This window comes from Streptomyces sp. NPDC001851, from assembly GCF_040297165.1.
Classification (GTDB): Bacteria; Actinomycetota; Actinomycetes; order Streptomycetales; family Streptomycetaceae; genus Streptomyces.
Window position 1 is genome coordinate 359,954 of sequence record NZ_JBEOYR010000003.1, and the last position, 18,670, is coordinate 378,623.

The following is an 18,670-nucleotide window of genomic DNA, read 5'->3' on the forward strand; positions in this document are numbered from 1 at the left end:
CAGGAGCCACGGCCATCGTCGTCACTGCCGTCCGCCGCGGTCCCCACCGTCGAGGGGGCAAGGTGGGGGGCGGACCCGTTCGTCCGCCCCCCACCCCTCGACCGCCGTGACCGCCGAGCGTCCGCGGCTCACTCAGCAGTCGACGCTGACCAACCCCGTCTGCACCAGCATCTTCCCCCGCCTCCGCGAGACGAAGACACCCCGGCCCGCGGGCATCGGCCGTGGCCGTACCCCGCCGAGGAGGTCCCCTTCGCTCGGGTCACCGGCCAGGACCACGCCTTGCGCGCCCAGCTCCGTCATCCGCTGCATGAACGCCTCGAACGAGGCCCGCCCCGCCCCCGCCGTCGACCGCGCGATGATGAACCGCACGCCGACATCACGGGCGAACGGCAGCAGCTCGGTGAGACCGCCCAACGGGTTTCCGCTGGACGTCGACACCAGGTCGTAGTCGTCGACGACCACGTACACCGTCGGACCCCGCCACCAGCTCCGCTCCCGCAGTTGCTGCGCCGTGACGTCGGCGGTGGGCGTGCGTCGCTTCATCAGGTCGGCGAGGGCCACCATGTGGTGGTCCATGGCGTTGGACATCGGGATGTACTCGGCCAGATGCGTGGCCGGTGTGACGTCCAGCAGGGACCGCCGGTTGTCGACCACGAAGAACTTCGCCTCGTCGCCCGAATAGCGTTGCGTCAGCTGTGTGATGAGCAGCCTCAGCAGGTTCGACTTGCCCGACTCGCTCTCGCCGAAGACCAGGAAGAACGGGTCCTGCTCGAAGTCGACGAAGACGGGTTCGAGATTGTCCTCGTCGAGGCCGAAGGCGACGCCGTGCTGCGGGAAGCGGTCCCCCGGCGGCAGTTGCCCGGCGGGGAGCTCCCGCGGGAGCAGCCGGACCTGCGGCGCCCCCGGCGCCTGCCAGTGCCGGGAGACCTCGGCCGCCAGGGCCGCCGTCGCGTCGGCCAAGTCCGTGTCGGACGTCAGGCCGTCTATCCTCGGCACCGCCGCCATGAAGTGCAGTTTCTGCGGTGACACACCGCGACCCGGCACCCCTGCCGGAACATTCGCCGCCACCTTGCGGTCGATCTCGGAGTCCATGGTGTCACCGAGCCGCAGTTCGAGGCGGTTCATCAGATGGTCCTTGAGGTTGGCCCGGACCTCCATCGAACGTGATGCCGTAAGGATCAGGTGGATGCCGTAGCCGAGGCCGCGTGACGCCATGTCGAGGATGGCCGGTTCCAGGCTGTCGTAGTCCGCACGGAAGTTGCCCCAGCCGTCGATCACCAGGAACACGTCGCCCCACGGCTGGTCGGTGACCGAGATGTCACCGCGGGCCCGCCGGGCGCGGTAGTCCGCGATCGAGGCGATGCCCGACGACCGGAAGTACTCCTCGCGGCGCACGAGGACGCCGTACACCTCCGACACCGTGCGCCGCACCCGCTCCGGGTCCAGCCGGGAGGCGACCCCGCCGACGTGCGGCAGGCCGCTCACCGCCGCCATGCCGCCGCCACCGAAGTCCAGGCCGTAGAACTGCACCTCGTGCGGCGTGTGCGTCAGCGCGAAGGAGCAGATCAGGGACCTCAGCAGCGTGGACTTGCCGGACTGCGGACCACCGAGGATCTGCAGATGGCCCGCGGCACCCGAGAAGTCGAGCCACAGCGGCTCACGGCGCTGTTCGTACGGCTTGTCGACCAGGCCCGCAGGGATGACGAGGCGTCCGGCGCCCTCGTAGCCGGGCTGCGTGAGCCCCCGTTCCGGTACGGCCGTGAGCTTGGGCAGCAGCCCGTCCAGCGAGGGCGGGTTGTCCAGCGGCGGCAGCCACACCTGGTGGGCGGCGGGCCCCTGTGCCTCCAGCCGGCGCACGATCACGTCGAGCACCGTGTCCGCGAGGGCGTCGTCGACCGGTGACGTCGGCTCCTTGCGCTGCTGCGGCACCGATGCGTACTGCAGGGGCACCTCCGCGGCGGTGAACAGCACCGGCCGTCGGTCGACGGGCAGCGGCCCCCCGGCCGATGCGGTCTGCCTGTTCCCGGAGCGGTACACGCCGGAGACGTACGCCGCCTTGAACCGCACCATCTCGTCCGTGCCGAACTTCAGGAATCCGGACCCCGGGACGTTGGGGAGTTCATAGGCGTCGGGGACGCCGAGGGCCGCGCGGGACTCGGCCGCGGAGAAGGTACGCAGACCGATCCGGTACGAGAGGTACGTCTCCAGGCCGCGCAGGCGGCCCTCCTCCAGACGTTGCGAGGCCAGCAGCAGGTGCACGCCCAGCGAACGGCCGATACGGCCGATCTGCACGAACATCTCGATGAAGTCCGGCTTCGCGGTCAGCAGCTCGCTGAACTCGTCGATCACCAGGACGAGGGACGGGATCGGCTGGAGCGGAGCGCCGGCGGCGCGAGCCTTCTCGTAGTCATGGATGTTGGCGTAGTTGCCCGCGTCGCGCAGCATCTCCTGGCGGCGGTTCAGCTCGCCGCGGATCGAGTCGCCCATGCGGTCGACCAGGGTGAGGTCGTCGGCCAGGTTGGTGATGACCGCCGCCACGTGCGGCATCTGCGCCATGCCGGCGAAGGTCGCACCGCCCTTGAAGTCGGCGAGGACGAAGTTCAGCGTCTCCGAGGAATGGGTCACCGCCAGCCCGAGCACCAGCGTGCGCAGCAGTTCCGACTTGCCGGAGCCGGTGGCTCCCACGCACAGGCCGTGCGGGCCCATGCCCTCCTGCGCGGCCTCCTTGAGGTCGAGCATCACGGGGCGGCCGTCCACGCCGACACCGATCGGTACGCGCAGTCGCTCGGCGAGTCCGCGCGGCCGCCAGGTGCGCCGCGGGTCGACGGACGCCGCGTCCCCGAGGTTCAGCAGGTCGGTGAACTCCAGGTTGGCGAGCAGTGGTTCGTCGTCGTCGCCGCCGGAGGCGAGGCGCAGCGGGGCCAGTTGCCGGGCGAGGGCTTCGGCGGACTCGTAGGACAGGGCGTCCGGCGTGCCCTCGTAGACCTCACCGCTCGACGACTCCAGGCGCAGGGTCGTGGGCCGCACCACGACCGCCAGGTCACCGCGGAGGGCGGCGAGTTCGCCGGGCACGACCTCGATGACCGTGACGCCCTGGAGCCCTTCGAGGTTGGCCAGGGCGGAGTCCGGCGGCAGGGAGACACCATCGAGGACGATGACGATGTGGGGCTCCTCAAGGAGCGGCGCGGCGCCCGGGTGGAACCGCGGGCGGCCGGAGAGGCGGTCGGCCAGCAGGCTTTCCAGATCGCGGGCGTCCGGGCCGATCAGCCGGCGGGCGCCCGCCCCGTCCATGGCACCGTCCGCCTGGGCGTGCGGCAGCCACTTGGCCCACTCCCACTGCGGAAGCGTGTCCTGTGCGGCCGCCACGGCGAGGATCAGGTCCCCCGGAGAGTGCAGCGCGGCCAGCGAGCCGGTCAGGGCACGGACGCAAGAGCGGACAGATTCGGCGTCACCGCTGACGGTGACGTGGTAGAAGGCGCGCAGTGACACGGCCATCGGCAGGTCGTTCAGATTGCCGTGGACGTCGAGGAAACGCTGCACGGCTCCCGCCGTGAGCGGTTCCAGCCGGCCGGCCGGGCCGGTCTCGGGGGCGACGAGCGGCGTGGCCAGTTCCTGGGCGCCCAGTCCGATGCGCACCTGGGCGAAGTCCTCGTCGCCTGGACGGCGTTCCCACACCCGGCTGCCCTCGGCGACCAGAGCCCACAACTGTTCGGGTGAGGGGTGCAGGTAGTACTGGGCATCGCGCTGCACCTTCGCGGTCATCACCGCCGCATGCCGGACCTGTGACAGGTACCGCATGTAGTCGCGTCGTACGTCGGCGAGTTGGCCCTGGGAGCCGCGCCGGAAGCGGACCACCATCGCGATGGACATGGCGACCGTGGACGCGATCATCACCATGCCCATGATCTTCATGAACGGCTGTCCGTTCGTGAAGAAGAAGACGACCGAGCCACCCATGCCGAGCGTCGGCAGCAACTGCATGAGGACGCTCTCGTGCTGCCCCCGGGGCAATTCCGGGGGAGGCTGGAGAACGACCTCTTCCGTGGGCACTTCGGACGGCAGCGCCCGAGGCGGGCGCTTCACGACGATGTGACTCACTGCTCCCCAATTCCTTTGCCGGGCCTCAGGATGAGGTCCGCCCCCCGTTGATGGACGGACGCAGGCCGCCGCGTGATCCTACTGACTCCACGAGTGACCGGTGCGGGGTAGGGTGCCGGTGGTTCGCTTGAGCACACGCGAACACACGCCGCGAACCGGGGTACTCCGTGCGAGGCGTCACCGCATGCCACCCGGGGCGGAACCGGACGGCGCCGTCCGCGTCACCCACCGGCGGTTCCGGCCGGGGAAAGACGCAGGATTTTCACATCACGGACGCAGAGCCATCACTGAGGGGGAGGCACAAGGTGAGCACGACGGCCACGGGGGCAGCGGTGTCCGGGGCGGGATCGGGATCGGGGCTCGGTTTCTGCCGGGTCACGATCGTCGCCCCTGACAGCCGTATAGACGTGGCGCTGCCCGACGACATCCCGGTCGCCGACATCTACCCGGAGATCCTCCGGCTCTCCCGGCAGAGCCCCGCCGAGGGTGAGCCGGTCGGCTACCACCTCGTACGCAGGGACGGCACCGTTCTCGACAGCGCGCGCTCCTTTGCGGCGCAACGGATTCTCGACGGTGAACTGCTCACGCTGCGCCCCTTCTCCCAGTCGCTGCCGCCCGCCGTCTACGACGACGTCTCCGAGGCGGTCGCGTCGGCGGTGACCCGGCACCGGACCCTGTGGAGCGACGACCTCACCCGCGCCGCGGGACTCGCGGGCGCGGGCGTCCTGTCGGCCCTGCTCGCCTTCGTCGCCTGGAACGCCGATCCCCGGCACGACATGCACAGCCTGCCCGGGATACTCGCGGGCGTCGCCGGAGTGCTCTTCGCCGTGTTCGCCGCTGTACGGGGCCGGGTCTACGACGACCGGGGCTCGGCGACAGCCCTGGGTCTCGGTGCTCTTCCCAATGTGGGCGTGGCCGGATCGGGCCTCCTCTCTCTCGCCCACGGCCAGGGCATCGGCAAACTCCAGTTCCTGCTCGCCTGCGCGGCGGTTCTGGTCATCTCGGTCGTCCTGATGCTGTGCACACCGGGCGGGGACGCCCCGTTCGTCGCCTTCGTCGTCGCGTCCGCGATCGGCCTGATCACCGTCTTCACGGCGATCCTCGTGCACTGGACACCGAAGGAGATCGCCGCCCTGTGCGCGCCGGTCGCGGTGGTCGGCCTGGCCTTCCTGCCGGGGCTGTCCATGCGCTTCGCCCGGCTGCCCATCGGCTTCGACCCGCCGGACTCCGCCCCGAGCAGCGCCTACGGCACGGAGACCGCCGAGCAGGAACCTGTCGACATGACGCGGATCGAGGCTCAGGCCCGCCGTGGCCACGAGATCCTTGTCGGGCTCGTCGGCGGCTGTGCGCTCACCGCGCTCGCCTCCTGCGCGGTGCTCGGGTTCTCCGACGACGTCTGGGCCCACCTGCTCGCCGGTGCGACGGCGGTGGCGCTGCTCATGCGCGCCCAGCTCTTCCGCTACACCGGGCAGGTCGCCCCGCTCCTGTTGGCAGGTCTCGGCTCACTCGTCCTCCTCGGTCTCGGCCTGGCGCTCAACCCGCCGCACGCCGTGTGGCGCGAGGCACTCACCGGAGACCGCTCCAGCCTCGACATCCGTGCGATCTGGCTCACCGCGGCCATCGCAGCCTGTGTGGCCCTCGTGGCAGCCCTGGGTCTTGTCCTCCCGCGCCGGGGCCTCAGCCCCTTCTGGGGCCGCTTCCTGGAGATCGTCGAAGGCTTCGTGCTCCTGACACTGGTGCCCCTTGCTCTTGCCGTGTTCGACGTGTACGCGACGGCCCGCGCGATGACCAGCAAGTGAACTGGGCCGACCGCGTCGGCCTCCTGGTCCCACCGGTGGCAGCGAAGGAAGGGGATTCAGCAGCGTGAGCTTCGGCCCGCCACCGTCCATGCACACCCAGCCCACCCAGTCCGCGCCGGCGGTCGACCCGTCGCGGGACAGACGCCGCAGGCGCGTCCTCGGCGCGGTCGCCGCGGTGGTGGCCGCCGTCGTGTGCCTCGGCGCGGGTCTGATCTGGTACCACTCGGCCGGCCAAACCCATGGGCGGACCGGCGCCAAGGCGGTCCAGCAGGCTCCGGACGCCGTACGCGAGACCCTGGAGAAGGCCCCCGTCTCACCGGAGGGCGAGGTCGTCGTCAAGCACAACGAAGGCGGTCTCACCGGCAAGCAGCAGCGGTTCGCGCCCGCCACCTGGGCCACGGGCAAGATCGTCGCGCGGGCCCTCGCCGACCGCATCGAGGCCTACAAGACCGAGCCCCACCCCGACTCGGACGCGAAGGCATGGACGCTCCGACTCGGCGGTCACGTCTGCGCCGTCAGCCGCGACGTCACCGCCGACGGCCGGACCGCCGTCGTCGTCGAGCCGGGGCACACCGACTCCCCCCAGGCGGGTGCCTGTGACGAGGTGGTCATGGTCGACCTCGACACCGGCAAGAAGCTCTGGCAGCGGAAGACACCGGCGGGCGAAGACGCCTCCATTCTCGGCACCAACATCTCCCTGACCCGGGGCGTCGTGGCCATCGCCTGGGACGAGGGATCGGTGGCGTACGACATGCACAGCAGCAGGCTGCTGTGGAAGACGAGCGCCACGTCCCAGTGCCACGACTCGGCCTATGCCGGCGGCCAGGCCCTGCTGGCCCTCGTCAAGTGCGGCGACCCCGGCGACCCCACCTACCGGGTGGAGAAGCTCGAGCCGCGCACCGGCAGGGCCCTGTGGCGCTACTCGGTCAGCAACGGCCTGAGGAGCATCTACCTGCCGTCCGCCGACCCGCCCGTGATCGCGGTCGAGGCGGGGGACTACCGGGTCACGGACCTGCTCACGCTGGATCCGAAGAGCGGTGAGCGGCTGGCCACCATCTCGATGAACGGCTACGACCCCAAGTGCGGCAGCGACGTGGGAGCCTTCTTCGACGCCGTCGACACGTGCTACGGCATGGTGGTCGGCCGCGACCGGGTCTTCGTCATGAGCAAGGACACCGACGACCTCACCAGGAAGCCCGAGAACCAGATCACGGCCTTCGACCTCAGGAAGGGAACCGCCGTCGGAAAGTTCGTGGGCCGGCTCTTCCAGCAGGTGGTTCCCGTCCGGATGAACGGTGACGACCTGATCGTTTTTCGTAGCACCATGGACGACGTGCAGCCGGCCGCCGTGGTGGACTGGAATCCGCGGACCGACAAGGAGACCCCGTACCTCCTGTTCCGCCTCCCGGAGGATGAGCACGAACTCGGCGACCCGGAGCAGTCGGACATCCTGTACGAACAGGGACAGGTCTTCTTCGCCCGCCGCTTGCTGGCACGCGACGACGTCCATCCGAAGAACCCGGTGCTCTCGGTGATCGGAGTGGGCACCGCGGGGCTGGAACACTGAAGGACAAAGGGCGGCACGCACGCGTGCCGCCCTTTCTCACGTTCCGCTCACTGAGCCGCGAGACCGCCATTGCGCTCGCTGGGCTCCAGATCGAACTCCCCGTCCCGCGCCCCCAGCACGAACGCCCGCCACTCCGCCTCGGTGTAGCGCAGCACGGTGTCGTGGTCGAGGGACGAGCGCATGGCCACGGCCCCGTCGGGCAGGTACGCGATCTCGACGCGCTCCTCGTGCTCCTCCGTGCCGGGTGCGCAGTGCCACTCCACGCCCGAGATGTCGAGCGCGTACAGCTCGTCCCGCTCCCGCTCCTTGCGGGCCTTCATCTCCGCTTCCGTCTCCGTCATCGTGGCGCGATCCCTTTCCGGCGTGCGTACGGTCCCGGCGCTCACCCTAGTGGTCCGAGGCGTCCGGCCCGGGCGGTTTCCGGACCGGGGGAAAGGCGCCGGCCACCTGCTGGTACCCTGGTTCACGGCCGTTTGTGTACGCACCCCCGGAGCCGTCGGCTCTGGTGGCCGCGCCCAGCGGATCCCCGCCTCCCGAGTAACGGAAGCCCCCCGAGATGTAGACCGGGGGCACTCGGTGGCACTCAACAGACTATGAGGAGTACGCGTGTCGCTCGACGCCGCTACGAAGAAGCAGATCATCGCCGAGTTCGGTACCCAGGAGGGTGACACCGGCTCCCCCGAGGTCCAGGTCGCTCTGCTCTCCCGTCGGATCTCCGACCTGACGGAGCACCTCAAGACCCACAAGCACGACCACCACTCCCGTCGTGGCCTGCTGATCCTGGTGGGTCAGCGCCGCCGCCTCCTGCAGTACCTGGCGAAGAAGGACATCCAGCGCTTCCGTACGCTGGTCGACCGCCTCGGCATCCGCCGTGGTGCGGCGGGCGCCAAGTAAGACGCCGTGAAGGGAGCGGTTCCCGGTAGCACCCGGGGACCGCTCCCTTCGTCGTACATGCGGAAACGTGCGGAGTGTCACTCACGCTTTGTAGTGTGGTAGCACAACGCAGTACGCACGACACAGAACGGCGTACGACACAGCACGAGACGTACGACGCAGAACGAGGAGAAGCGCTCCTCGCCGCCGCCGGTCCTCGGTAGTGGCCCCCGGGGGATGCGAGCCCCGGGTGCTTCGATCGAAGACCGGCCCGCACCAGACGGCGCGCTTCTCCACCACCGTCCCCCTGCCACACGGGCAGCCAAGGGACGAAAGACGATATGTAACGGAGAAAACGCTAGTGGAGAACGAGACCCACTACGCCGAGGCCGTCATCGACAACGGTCCCTTCGGCACCCGCACCATCCGCTTCGAGACCGGCCGCCTGGCCAAGCAGGCCGCCGGCTCCGCCGTGGCGTACCTGGACGACGACACCATGGTGCTGTCGGCCACCACCGCCTCCAAGAACCCCAAGGACCAGCTCGACTTCTTCCCGCTGACGGTGGACGTCGAGGAGCGGATGTACGCCGCCGGCAAGATCCCCGGCAGCTTCTTCCGCCGTGAGGGCCGTCCCTCCGAGGACGCCATCCTCACCTGCCGGCTGATCGACCGCCCGCTGCGCCCGTCCTTCAAGAAGGGCCTGCGCAACGAGATCCAGGTCGTCGCCACGGTCATGGCCCTCAACCCCGACCACCTGTACGACGTCGTGGCGATCAACGCCGCGTCCGCGTCCACGCAGCTGGCCGGCCTGCCCTTCTCCGGCCCGATCGGCGGCGTCCGCGTCGCGCTGATCAACGGCCAGTGGGTCGCCTTCCCGACGCACACCGAGCTTGAGGACGCCGTCTTCGACATGGTGGTCGCCGGCCGCGTCCTGGAGGACGGCGACGTCGCGATCATGATGGTCGAGGCCGAGGCCACCGAGAAGACCATCAAGCTGGTCGAGGGCGGTGCCGAGGCGCCGACCGAGGAGGTCGTCGCCGCCGGTCTGGACGCCGCGAAGCCCTTCATCAAGGTCCTGTGCCGCGCCCAGGCCGACCTCGCCGCCAAGGCCGCCAAGCCGACCGCCGAGTTCCCGATCTTCCTGGACTACCAGGACGACGTTCTTGAGGCCCTGACCGCCGCGGTCAAGCCCGAGCTCGCCCAGGCGCTCACCATCGCCGGCAAGCAGGAGCGCGAGGCCGAGCTGGACCGCGTCAAGGGGCTCGCCGCCGAGAAGCTCCTGCCGGAGTTCGAGGGCCGCGAGAAGGAGATCTCCGCCGCGTACCGCTCGCTGATCAAGACCCTGGTCCGTGAGCGCGTCATCAAGGAGAAGAAGCGCATCGACGGCCGTGGCGTGACGGACATCCGCACGCTGGCCGCCGAGGTCGAGGCCATCCCGCGGGTGCACGGTTCCGCGCTGTTCGAGCGTGGCGAGACCCAGATCCTGGGCGTCACCACCCTCAACATGCTCCGCATGGAGCAGCAGCTGGACACCCTCTCCCCGGTGACCCGCAAGCGCTACATGCACAACTACAACTTCCCGCCGTACTCCACCGGTGAGACCGGCCGCGTCGGCTCCCCGAAGCGCCGCGAGATCGGCCACGGCGCCCTCGCCGAGCGCGCGCTCGTGCCGGTGCTGCCCACGCGCGAGGAGTTCCCCTACGCGATCCGCCAGGTGTCCGAGGCCCTCGGCTCCAACGGCTCGACGTCCATGGGCTCGGTCTGCGCCTCCACCATGTCGCTGCTGAACGCCGGTGTGCCGCTGAAGGCCCCGGTCGCCGGTATCGCCATGGGCCTGATCTCCCAGGAGATCGAGGGCGAGACGCACTACGTCACCCTCACCGACATCCTCGGTGCCGAGGACGCCTTCGGTGACATGGACTTCAAGGTCGCCGGCACCAAGGAGTTCGTGACCGCCCTCCAGCTCGACACCAAGCTGGACGGCATCCCGGCCTCCGTCCTGGCCGCGGCCCTCAAGCAGGCCCGCGACGCCCGCCTGCACATCCTCGACGTGATGATGGAGGCCATCGACCGGCCCGACGAGATGAGCCCGCACGCCCCGCGGATCATCACCGTCAAGATCCCGGTCGACAAGATCGGCGAGGTCATCGGCCCCAAGGGCAAGATGATCAACCAGATCCAGGAGGACACGGGCGCCGAGATCACCATCGAGGACGACGGCACGATCTACATCGGTGCCGCCGACGGTCCCTCGGCGGAGGCCGCCCGCGCCACGATCAACGGCATCGCCAACCCGACGATGCCCGAGGTCGGCGAGCGCTACCTCGGTACGGTCGTGAAGACGACCACCTTCGGTGCGTTCGTCTCCCTGCTGCCCGGCAAGGACGGTCTGCTGCACATCTCGCAGATCCGCAAGCTGGCCGGCGGCAAGCGCGTGGAGAACGTCGAGGACGTCCTCGGCGTGGGCCAGAAGGTCCAGGTCGAGATCGCCGAGATCGACTCCCGCGGCAAGCTCTCCCTCGTTCCCGTGATCGAGGGCGAGGAAGGCTCTGACGAGGCGAAGGACGACGCCGAGCAGTGACGTCCCGTAGCTCCAAGGTGACGGCCCGCCCCTCTTCGGAGGCGCGGGCCGTCGCCCGTACCCAAACCCTCATCAAGGGCACAGGCGGCATCGGCACGGTCCGCAAGACCACCCTCCCTGGCGGCCTGCGCATCGTCACCGAGACCCTGCCCTCGGTCCGCTCCGCGACCTTCGGCATCTGGGCACACGTCGGCTCCCGCGACGAGACCCGGGCCCTGAACGGCGCCACGCACTACCTGGAGCACCTGCTCTTCAAGGGCACCCGGAAGCGCAGCGCGCTGGACATCTCCTCCGCCATCGACGCCGTAGGCGGCGAGATGAACGCGTTCACGGCGAAGGAGTACACGTGCTACTACGCGCGCGTGCTCGACACCGACCTGCCGCTCGCCATCGACGTCGTCTGCGACATGCTGACCGGCTCCCTCATCCTCGAAGAGGACGTCGACGTCGAGCGCGGCGCGATCCTCGAAGAGATCGCCATGACCGAGGACGACCCGGGCGACTGCGTGCACGACCTGTTCGCGCACACCATGTTCGGCGACAACGCGCTCGGCCGCCCCGTCCTCGGCACGGTCGACACCGTCAACGCCCTCACCGCCGACCGCATCCGCCGCTTCTACAAGAAGCACTACGACCCGACCCACCTCGTGGTCGCGTGCGCCGGCAACGTCGACCACGCCAAGGTCGTACGACAGGTCCGCGCGGCCTTCGAGAAGGCGGGCGCCCTGGGCAACCTGGACGCGCGGCCCATCGCCCCGCGCGACGGCAGCCGTACGATCCGCGCCTCCGGCAAGGTGGAGCTGCTCGGCCGCAAGACCGAGCAGGCGCACGTCGTCCTCGGCATGCCGGGCCTCGCCCGCACCGACGACCGGCGCTGGGCCATGGGCGTGCTCAACACCGCCCTCGGCGGCGGCATGTCCTCCCGCCTCTTCCAGGAGGTCCGGGAGAAGCGGGGCCTCGCCTACAGCGTGTACTCGTACACCTCCGGCTTCGCCGACTGCGGACTGTTCGGCGTGTACGCCGGCTGCCGGCCGAGCCAGGTGCACGACGTGCTGAGGATCTGCCGCGACGAACTCGACCACGTCGCCGCCAACGGCCTCACCGACGACGAGATCGCCCGCGCCGTCGGCCAGCTCCAGGGCTCCACCGTCCTCGGCCTGGAGGACACCGGTGCGCTGATGAACCGCATCGGCAAGAGCGAGCTGTGCTGGGGCGAGCAGATGTCCGTCGACGACATGCTGGACCGGATGGCGGCGGTCACCCCGGACGAGGTCCGTGCGGTCGCCCGCGACATCCTGGGACAGCGCCCGTCGCTGTCGGTCATCGGCCCGCTGAAGGACAAGCAGGCCGCGCGGCTGCACGACGCCGTCGCCTGAAACACCACCGATCAGGAAGCAGGAACATGAGCAAGCTGCGCGTGGCGGTCCTCGGTGCCAAGGGCCGGATCGGGTCCGCGGCGGTCAGGGCGGTCGAGGCCGCCGAGGACATGGAGCTGGTCGCCGCCCTCGGCCGGGGTGACACGCTGGACGCGCTGACGGCGGCCGGCGCCCAGGTCGCCGTGGAGCTGACCACCCCGGACTCCGTCATGGACAACCTCGGCTTCTGCGTGCGCCACGGCATCCACGCGGTCGTCGGTACGACGGGCTGGACCGAGGAGCGCCTCGCGCAGCTGAAGGGCTGGCTGGCCGAGTCTCCGCAGACCGGCGTGCTCATCGCGCCGAACTTCTCCATCGGCGCCGTGCTGACCATGAAGTTCGCGCAGATCGCCGCGCCGTACTTCGAGTCGGTCGAGGTGGTCGAACTGCACCACCCGAACAAGGTGGACGCGCCGAGCGGTACGGCCACGCGCACCGCCCAGCTCATCGCCGAGGCCCGCCGGGCCGCCGGTACGGCCCCGGCACCCGACGCCACCGCCACCGCCCTGGACGGCGCCCGCGGCGCGAGCGTCGACGGGGTCCCGGTCCACGCCGTACGCCTGCGCGGCCTGCTGGCCCACCAGGAGGTGCTGCTCGGCGGCGAGGGCGAGACCCTCACCATCCGCCACGACTCCCTGCACCACAGCAGCTTCATGCCGGGCATCCTGCTCGGCGCCCGCCGCGTGGTGACCACTCCGGGCCTGACCTTCGGCCTGGAGCACTTCCTGGACCTGAGCTGAGACAGACCCTGCCATGCGCGCGAAGATCACCTACCTCGTCACGGCCGCCGTCCTGGTCTTCTACTTCGTCCTGGTCGGCAGCCGCGGCGTCATGCTCATCGAGTCCGGCACGATCATCACCGTCACCTTCGGGGTCGCGGTGCTGGTCCTGCCGGTCATCGGCCTGTGGTTCCTGTGGAAGAACACCCAGTTCGTCCGCAAGGCCAACGCCCTCGCCGCCGAGCTCGACGCCGAGGGCGGCCTGCCGGTCGACGAGCTGAAGCGCCTGCCCAGCGGCCGGATCGACCGTGACTCGGCCGACGAGGTGTTCGCCAAGCGCAAGGCCGAGACCGAGGCGGCCCCCGACGACTGGCGCTGCTGGTTCCGCCTCGCCGTCGCCTACCACGACGCCCGCGACACGCCACGGGCCCGCAAAGCCATGCAGCGCGCCATCGCCCTGCACGACGGAAAGCCGGCGGAGGCCTGACCGGGGCGCGGGGCGCTCAGCCGCGCCCGCACTCCGCCGCCCACGCCTCCACCACATCCGCCGCCCGGTCGAACGCGGCCGGGCGGCCCAGGAAGTCCAGCGTGTGCGTGGTCAGCAGCGGCGCCGGCTCCCCGGCCCCCCGCTCCTTGCGGACGAGCACCAGCGCCTGCCCCTGCACCGTCCGCGGCAGCCCCAGCCAGCGCACCGGCTGCTGCACCGTCCGCACGGAGACCACCCGTGCCCACGGCGCCGTACGTGTCACCAGGAAGCCGACCTGGCGCAGACCGCGGCCGTTCACCCACACGCCCATGCGCAGCAGCCGCAGCGCGCCGGCGATCACCACCAGCGCGGCGGCGAAGACCGCTCCGCCGGAGGACACCGAGTCGGTCAGGGCGAGGGCGACCGCGGCGAACAGCACGAAGGAGGCGAACAACAGCACCAGCGCAGCCGCGGCCACACGCCAGGGACCGGGACGGTAGGGGCGTCGCCAGCGCTCCCGGTCGTCGTAGGGCAGCGCGCTCTCGGCGGCGGCCTCGAAGGTCCGGTCGGCCGTCAGGAAGGACAGGGGCACGGCTGGTCCTCACAATCCTTGCGTGAGCTGTGCCCGGTGAGGCTATCCGCCGGTGTTCCCGCTCACCACCCGTGGGCGGCCGGAAGGGTCAGTGCCCCTGGGAGGCCTGCGACTGCTGCGTCGGCGCACTGGACGGTATGGACATCGCGGGCAGGGCGATGACGAGGGCTCCCACCAGCCCGGCGACGATCGTGAGACCCAGCAGCCACCGCCCGGCCATCTCGCCGATGGACGCCCGCTGACGGGGCGGGGGAGCGACATTGCTGCGGAACCGGTCCGCCTCGGCCAGGAAGGCGAAGGGTACGGGTTCGCGGCGACGGAACATGGTGGCTGCGTCTCCTTTCGGGGGTCGAACGAGCAGGTCTCACCGGTTCAGACGTTTGAGTGACACAAAGGGTGCCCATGTCGGAAAAAATCCGTGGTGGGATTTTTGAGGTGAGGTGCTGCCATGGCCCGGGCGGGTGCCCCGTAAGGTGGGCGCGAACCACAGCTGTGATGGGAAGGACCCCAACCCCCGTGACCACCCCCGAGTCGCTCACGTTCCGCAGTGACGTCACCGTCGAGCTGGTGAAGTCCAGCGCTTCGGACGCCGACGTCCTCTTCGCCGCGCGGGTCTCCACCGCGGGCGAGCAGTCCCTGGACGAGCTGAGGAAGGACCCCGAGCGCTCCAAGGGGCTGATCAACTTCCTGATGCGCGACCGGCACGGCAGCCCCTTCGAGCACAATTCGATGACGTTCTTCATCAGCGCCCCGATCTTCGTCTTCCGCGAGTTCATGCGGCACCGCGTCGGCTGGTCGTACAACGAGGAGTCCGGGCGCTACCGGGAGCTGCAGCCGGTCTTCTACGTCCCCGGCGCCGACCGCAAGCTCGTGCAGCAGGGCCGCCCCGGCAAGTACGTCTTCGTCGAGGGCACCCCGGCCCAGCACGAGGCCGTCAGCAGCACCCTGCGCGAGTCGTACGAGCAGGCCTACGCGGCCTACCAGAAGATGCTCGCCGAGGGCGTCGCCCGTGAGGTCGCCCGCGCCGCCCTTCCCGTCGGCCTGTACTCCTCGATGTACGCCACCTGCAACGCCCGCTCCCTGATGCACTTCCTCGGTCTGCGCACCCAGCACGAGCTGGCCAAGGTGCCGTCCTTCCCGCAGCGGGAGATCGAGATGGTCGGCGAGCAGATGGAGGCGGAGTGGGCGAAGCTCATGCCGCTCACGTACGCCGCCTTCAACGCGAACGGGCGCGTGGCCCCGTAGGAAAGACCGGCGGATCTCTGTTCCCCGCCAGGAACGGATGTCCGGATCAGCCTCGTGAAGTGTCCGTATTGCGGCATTTGGAGAAGTTCATCTAGCCTGATCAAACGGACCCGGCACTGCTTGAACCCCCGAGCAGGCAGTGCCGGGCTCCGCATTTGTGCAGACTTTCCCGATACCCCACGGGCAGACCACGCATTCAGCACCGAGTAGCGTGTTACCCATGGCTCCGACCTCGACTCCGCAGACCCCCTTCGGGCGGGTCCTCACCGCCATGGTCACGCCCTTCACGGCGGACGGCGCACTCGACCTCGACGGCGCGCAGCGGCTCGCCGCCCACCTGGTGGACGCAGGCAACGACGGCCTGATCATCAACGGCACCACCGGCGAGTCCCCCACCACGACCGACGCGGAGAAATCGGATCTGGTACGAGCCGTCCTGGAGGCGGTCGGCGACCGCGCCCACGTCGTGGCCGGAGTCGGAACCAACGACACCCACCACAGCATCGAACTGGCCCGCGACGCGGAACGCGCCGGCGCACACGGCCTGCTGGTCGTCACCCCGTACTACAACAAGCCCCCGCAGGAGGGCCTGTACCGCCACTTCACGGCCGTCGCCGACGCCACCGGCCTGCCGGTCATGCTCTACGACATCCCCGGCCGCAGCGGCGTCCCGATCAGCACCGAGACCCTCGTCCGGCTCGCCGAGCACCCCCGGATCGTCGCCAACAAGGACGCCAAGGGCGACCTCGGCCGCGCCAGCTGGGCCATCGCCCGGTCCGGCCTCGCCTGGTACTCCGGCGACGACATGCTGAACCTCCCGCTGCTCTCCGTGGGCGCGGTCGGCTTCGTCTCGGTCGTCGGCCACGTCGTCACCCCCGACCTGCGCGCCCTGGTCGACGCGTACATCTCCGGCGACGTCGTCAAGGCCACCGAGATCCACCAGAAGCTGCTCCCGGTCTACACCGGCATGTTCCGCACCCAGGGCGTCATGACCACCAAGGCCGCGCTCGCCCTCCAGGGACTGCCCGCGGGACCCCTGCGCTCGCCCATGGTCGAGTGCTCGCCCGAGGAGATCGCCCAGCTCAAGATCGATCTTGCTGCCGGCGGGGTACAGCTCTGACAACAGACTTGGCACCACACGGGCTTCACAACTGAAGAACAACAGAAGAGGCGGGCCACCGGTGCCCGCACACCACAACGACAACTGCTTCTGCACGAACGTCACGCGCGCCACGTGCCCGACCGGTACGTGGCGCGCGTGCTGAGGAGGGTCTTTTGAGTCATCCGCATCCCGAACTCGGCCCGCCCCCGCCGCTCCCCGAGGGCGGCCTGCGGGTCACCCCGCTCGGCGGCCTGGGCGAGATCGGCCGGAACATGACGGTCTTCGAGTACGGCGGCCGTCTGCTGATCGTCGACTGCGGAGTGCTCTTCCCGGAGGAGGAGCAGCCCGGAATCGACCTGATCCTGCCGGACTTCTCGTCCATCCGGGACCGTCTCGACGACATCGAGGGCATCGTCCTCACGCACGGCCACGAGGACCACATCGGCGGTGTCCCGTACCTGCTCCGCGAGAAGCCGGACATCCCCCTGATCGGCTCCAAGCTGACCCTCGCCCTGATCGAGGCCAAGCTCCAGGAGCACCGCATCCGCCCCTACACCCTTGAGGTGGCGGAGGGGAACCGCGAACGCATCGGCCCCTTCGACTGCGAGTTCATCGCCGTCAACCACTCCATCCCGGACGCCCTGGCCGTCGCCATCCGCACCCCCGCGGGCATGGCGGTGCACACCGGCGACTTCAAGATGGACCAGCTCCCGCTGGACAACCGCCTCACCGACCTGCACGCCTTCGCCCGGCTGAGCGAGGAGGGCATCGACCTCCTCCTCACGGACTCCACGAACGCCGAGGTCCCCGGCTTCACGCCGCACGAGCGCGACATCTCCAACGTCCTGCGGCAGGTCTTCGCCGGCGCCCGCAAGCGGATCATCGTGGCGAGCTTCGCCAGCCACGTCCACCGCATCCAGCAGATCCTGGACGCGGCCCACGAGTACGGCCGCCGGGTCGCCTTCGTCGGCCGTTCCATGGTCCGCAACATGGGCATCGCCCGCGACCTCGGCTACCTCAAGGTCCCGCCGGGCCTGGTCGTCGACGTCAGGACGCTGGACGACCTGCCCGACCACGAGGTGGTCCTGGTCTGCACGGGCTCCCAGGGCGAGCCGATGGCAGCCCTGTCCCGCATGGCCAACCGCGACCACCAGATCCGTATCGTCGAGGGCGACACGGTCATCCTCGCGTCCTCGCTCATCCCCGGAAACGAGAACGCGGTCTACCGGGTGATCAACGGCCTGACCCGCTGGGGCGCCAACGTGGTCCACAAGGGCAACGCCAAGGTGCACGTTTCCGGCCACGCGTCCGCGGGCGAGCTGCTGTACTTCTACAACATCTGCCGCCCGAAGAACCTGATGCCGGTGCACGGGGAGTGGCGCCATCTGCGCGCCAACGCCGAGCTGGGAGCGCTCACCGGCGTCCCGCACGACCGGATCGTCATCGCCGAGGACGGCGTGGCGGTCGACCTGGTCGAGGGCAAGGCCAAGATCTCCGGCAAGGTCCAGGCCGGTTACGTCTACGTCGACGGCCTCTCGGTCGGCGATGTCGGCGAGCCGGCCCTCAAGGACCGCAAGATCCTCGGTGACGAGGGCATCATCTCGGTCTTCGTGGTGGTGGACTCGTCCACCGGAAAGATCACCGGTGGCCCGCACGTCCAGGCGCGCGGCTCCGGCATCGAGGACGCGGTCTTCGCCGACGTCGTCCCGAAGATCACGGAAGCGCTGGAGCGGTCCGCCCAGGACGGCGTCGTGGAGCCCCACCAGCTCCAGCAGCTCGTCCGCCGCACCCTCGGCAAGTGGGTGTCGGACACCTATCGCCGCAGGCCGATGATCCTCCCCGTGGTCGTGGAGGTCTGACGCACCGTCTGCCGCCGGCCGACGCGAGCCCGGAGCGGGGCGCCTCGATTTGCATCGGGGCGCCCCGCTCCAGTACGTTTACGGCTCCGCCCAACCGGGAACCCCAGCACTTCACGCGCTGGACACAGGTGCCCCGGAGCGGGTGGGAAAACCGACTCAGAACTTCTGATAAAGTCGGAACCGCCGGAAAGGGAAACGCGAAAGCGGGAACCTGGAAAGCACCGAGGAAATCGGATCGAGAAAAGATCTGATAGAGTCGGAAACACCGAAGGGAAGCCCGGAGGAAAGCCCGAGAGGGTGAGTACAAAGGAAGCGACCGTTCCTTGAGAACTCAACAGCGTGCCAAAAATCAAC

The 18,670-nt window shown here is 69.7% G+C and carries 14 protein-coding genes; 10 read left to right on the forward strand and 4 right to left on the reverse strand.

The genetic code is table 11. The features are described from left to right. Positions 1 to 132: 132 nt before the first annotated feature. Positions 133 to 4,098 (reverse strand): type VII secretion protein EccCa, encoded by a 3,966-nt coding sequence (eccCa, locus tag ABT171_RS06610; RefSeq protein ID WP_351240472.1) that lies wholly within the window; start codon positions 4,096 to 4,098, stop codon positions 133 to 135. 305 nt (positions 4,099 to 4,403) lie between these two features. On the opposite strand from eccCa, the gene eccD reads away from it, so the two are divergent. Together eccD and ABT171_RS06620 are read left to right on the forward strand one after the other, a co-directional pair. Continuing rightward, positions 4,404 to 5,897, forward strand: a complete 1,494-nt coding sequence (gene eccD / locus ABT171_RS06615; RefSeq protein ID WP_351240474.1) for a type VII secretion integral membrane protein EccD — start codon at positions 4,404 to 4,406, stop codon at positions 5,895 to 5,897. Positions 5,898 to 5,961: 64 nt separating this feature from the next. Beyond that, positions 5,962 to 7,464, forward strand: a complete 1,503-nt coding sequence (locus ABT171_RS06620) for an outer membrane protein assembly factor BamB family protein (protein WP_351240476.1) — start codon at positions 5,962 to 5,964, stop codon at positions 7,462 to 7,464. A 47-nt stretch (positions 7,465 to 7,511) separates the two neighbouring features. Here the strand turns inward: ABT171_RS06620 and ABT171_RS06625 are convergent, their stop codons facing one another. Further along, positions 7,512 to 7,805 (reverse strand): DUF397 domain-containing protein, encoded by a 294-nt coding sequence (locus tag ABT171_RS06625; protein ID WP_351240478.1) that lies wholly within the window; start codon positions 7,803 to 7,805, stop codon positions 7,512 to 7,514. Between the two features lie 265 nt (positions 7,806 to 8,070). Between ABT171_RS06625 and rpsO the strand changes: the two genes are divergently transcribed. From rpsO to ABT171_RS06650, 5 genes are all read left to right on the forward strand, one after another. After that, entirely contained in the window at positions 8,071 to 8,358 is a 288-nt protein-coding gene (gene rpsO / locus ABT171_RS06630) for a 30S ribosomal protein S15 (RefSeq protein ID WP_351240480.1), read from the forward strand. Positions 8,359 to 8,698: 340 nt separating this feature from the next. Next, positions 8,699 to 10,918: a polyribonucleotide nucleotidyltransferase gene (locus tag ABT171_RS06635; RefSeq protein WP_351240482.1), complete on the forward strand. Its 2,220-nt coding sequence runs from the start codon at positions 8,699 to 8,701 to the stop codon at positions 10,916 to 10,918. Then, positions 10,915 to 12,294, forward strand: coding sequence for a M16 family metallopeptidase (locus ABT171_RS06640; RefSeq protein WP_351240484.1), 1,380 nt, complete (start codon positions 10,915 to 10,917; stop codon positions 12,292 to 12,294). Before ABT171_RS06635 ends, ABT171_RS06640 begins: the two co-directional genes overlap by 4 nt. 26 nt (positions 12,295 to 12,320) lie before the next feature. Continuing rightward, a complete protein-coding gene (gene dapB, locus ABT171_RS06645) occupies positions 12,321 to 13,073 on the forward strand; it encodes a 4-hydroxy-tetrahydrodipicolinate reductase (protein ID WP_351240486.1) in 753 nt (250 codons plus the stop codon). 13 nt (positions 13,074 to 13,086) lie between these two features. Further along, complete coding sequence (locus tag ABT171_RS06650; protein WP_351240488.1) at positions 13,087 to 13,539, forward strand: tetratricopeptide repeat protein; 453 nt, start codon at positions 13,087 to 13,089, stop codon at positions 13,537 to 13,539. A gap of 16 nt (positions 13,540 to 13,555) precedes the next feature. On the opposite strand, the gene ABT171_RS06655 is transcribed toward ABT171_RS06650, so the two are convergent. Beyond that, positions 13,556 to 14,110, reverse strand: a complete 555-nt coding sequence (locus tag ABT171_RS06655) for an SCO5741 family PH domain-containing membrane protein (protein ID WP_351240490.1) — start codon at positions 14,108 to 14,110, stop codon at positions 13,556 to 13,558. An 88-nt stretch (positions 14,111 to 14,198) separates the two neighbouring features. Continuing rightward, positions 14,199 to 14,435 carry a hypothetical protein gene (locus tag ABT171_RS06660; RefSeq protein ID WP_351240492.1) on the reverse strand — a complete coding sequence of 79 codons (237 nt, stop codon included), beginning with the start codon at positions 14,433 to 14,435 and terminating at the stop codon, positions 14,199 to 14,201. 170 nt (positions 14,436 to 14,605) lie between these two features. Here ABT171_RS06660 and thyX point away from each other — a divergent pair, with 170 nt between their 5' ends. From thyX to ABT171_RS06675, 3 genes are all read left to right on the forward strand, one after another. Continuing rightward, positions 14,606 to 15,355 carry an FAD-dependent thymidylate synthase gene (gene thyX, locus ABT171_RS06665; protein ID WP_351240494.1) on the forward strand — a complete coding sequence of 250 codons (750 nt, stop codon included), beginning with the start codon at positions 14,606 to 14,608 and terminating at the stop codon, positions 15,353 to 15,355. 220 nt (positions 15,356 to 15,575) lie between these two features. Beyond that, positions 15,576 to 16,475: a 4-hydroxy-tetrahydrodipicolinate synthase gene (dapA, locus tag ABT171_RS06670; protein WP_351240496.1), complete on the forward strand. Its 900-nt coding sequence runs from the start codon at positions 15,576 to 15,578 to the stop codon at positions 16,473 to 16,475. Between the two features lie 155 nt (positions 16,476 to 16,630). Next, on the forward strand, positions 16,631 to 18,316 hold the full coding sequence (locus tag ABT171_RS06675; protein WP_351240498.1) for a ribonuclease J: 1,686 nt from the start codon (positions 16,631 to 16,633) through the stop codon (positions 18,314 to 18,316). Positions 18,317 to 18,670 lie beyond the last annotated feature (354 nt).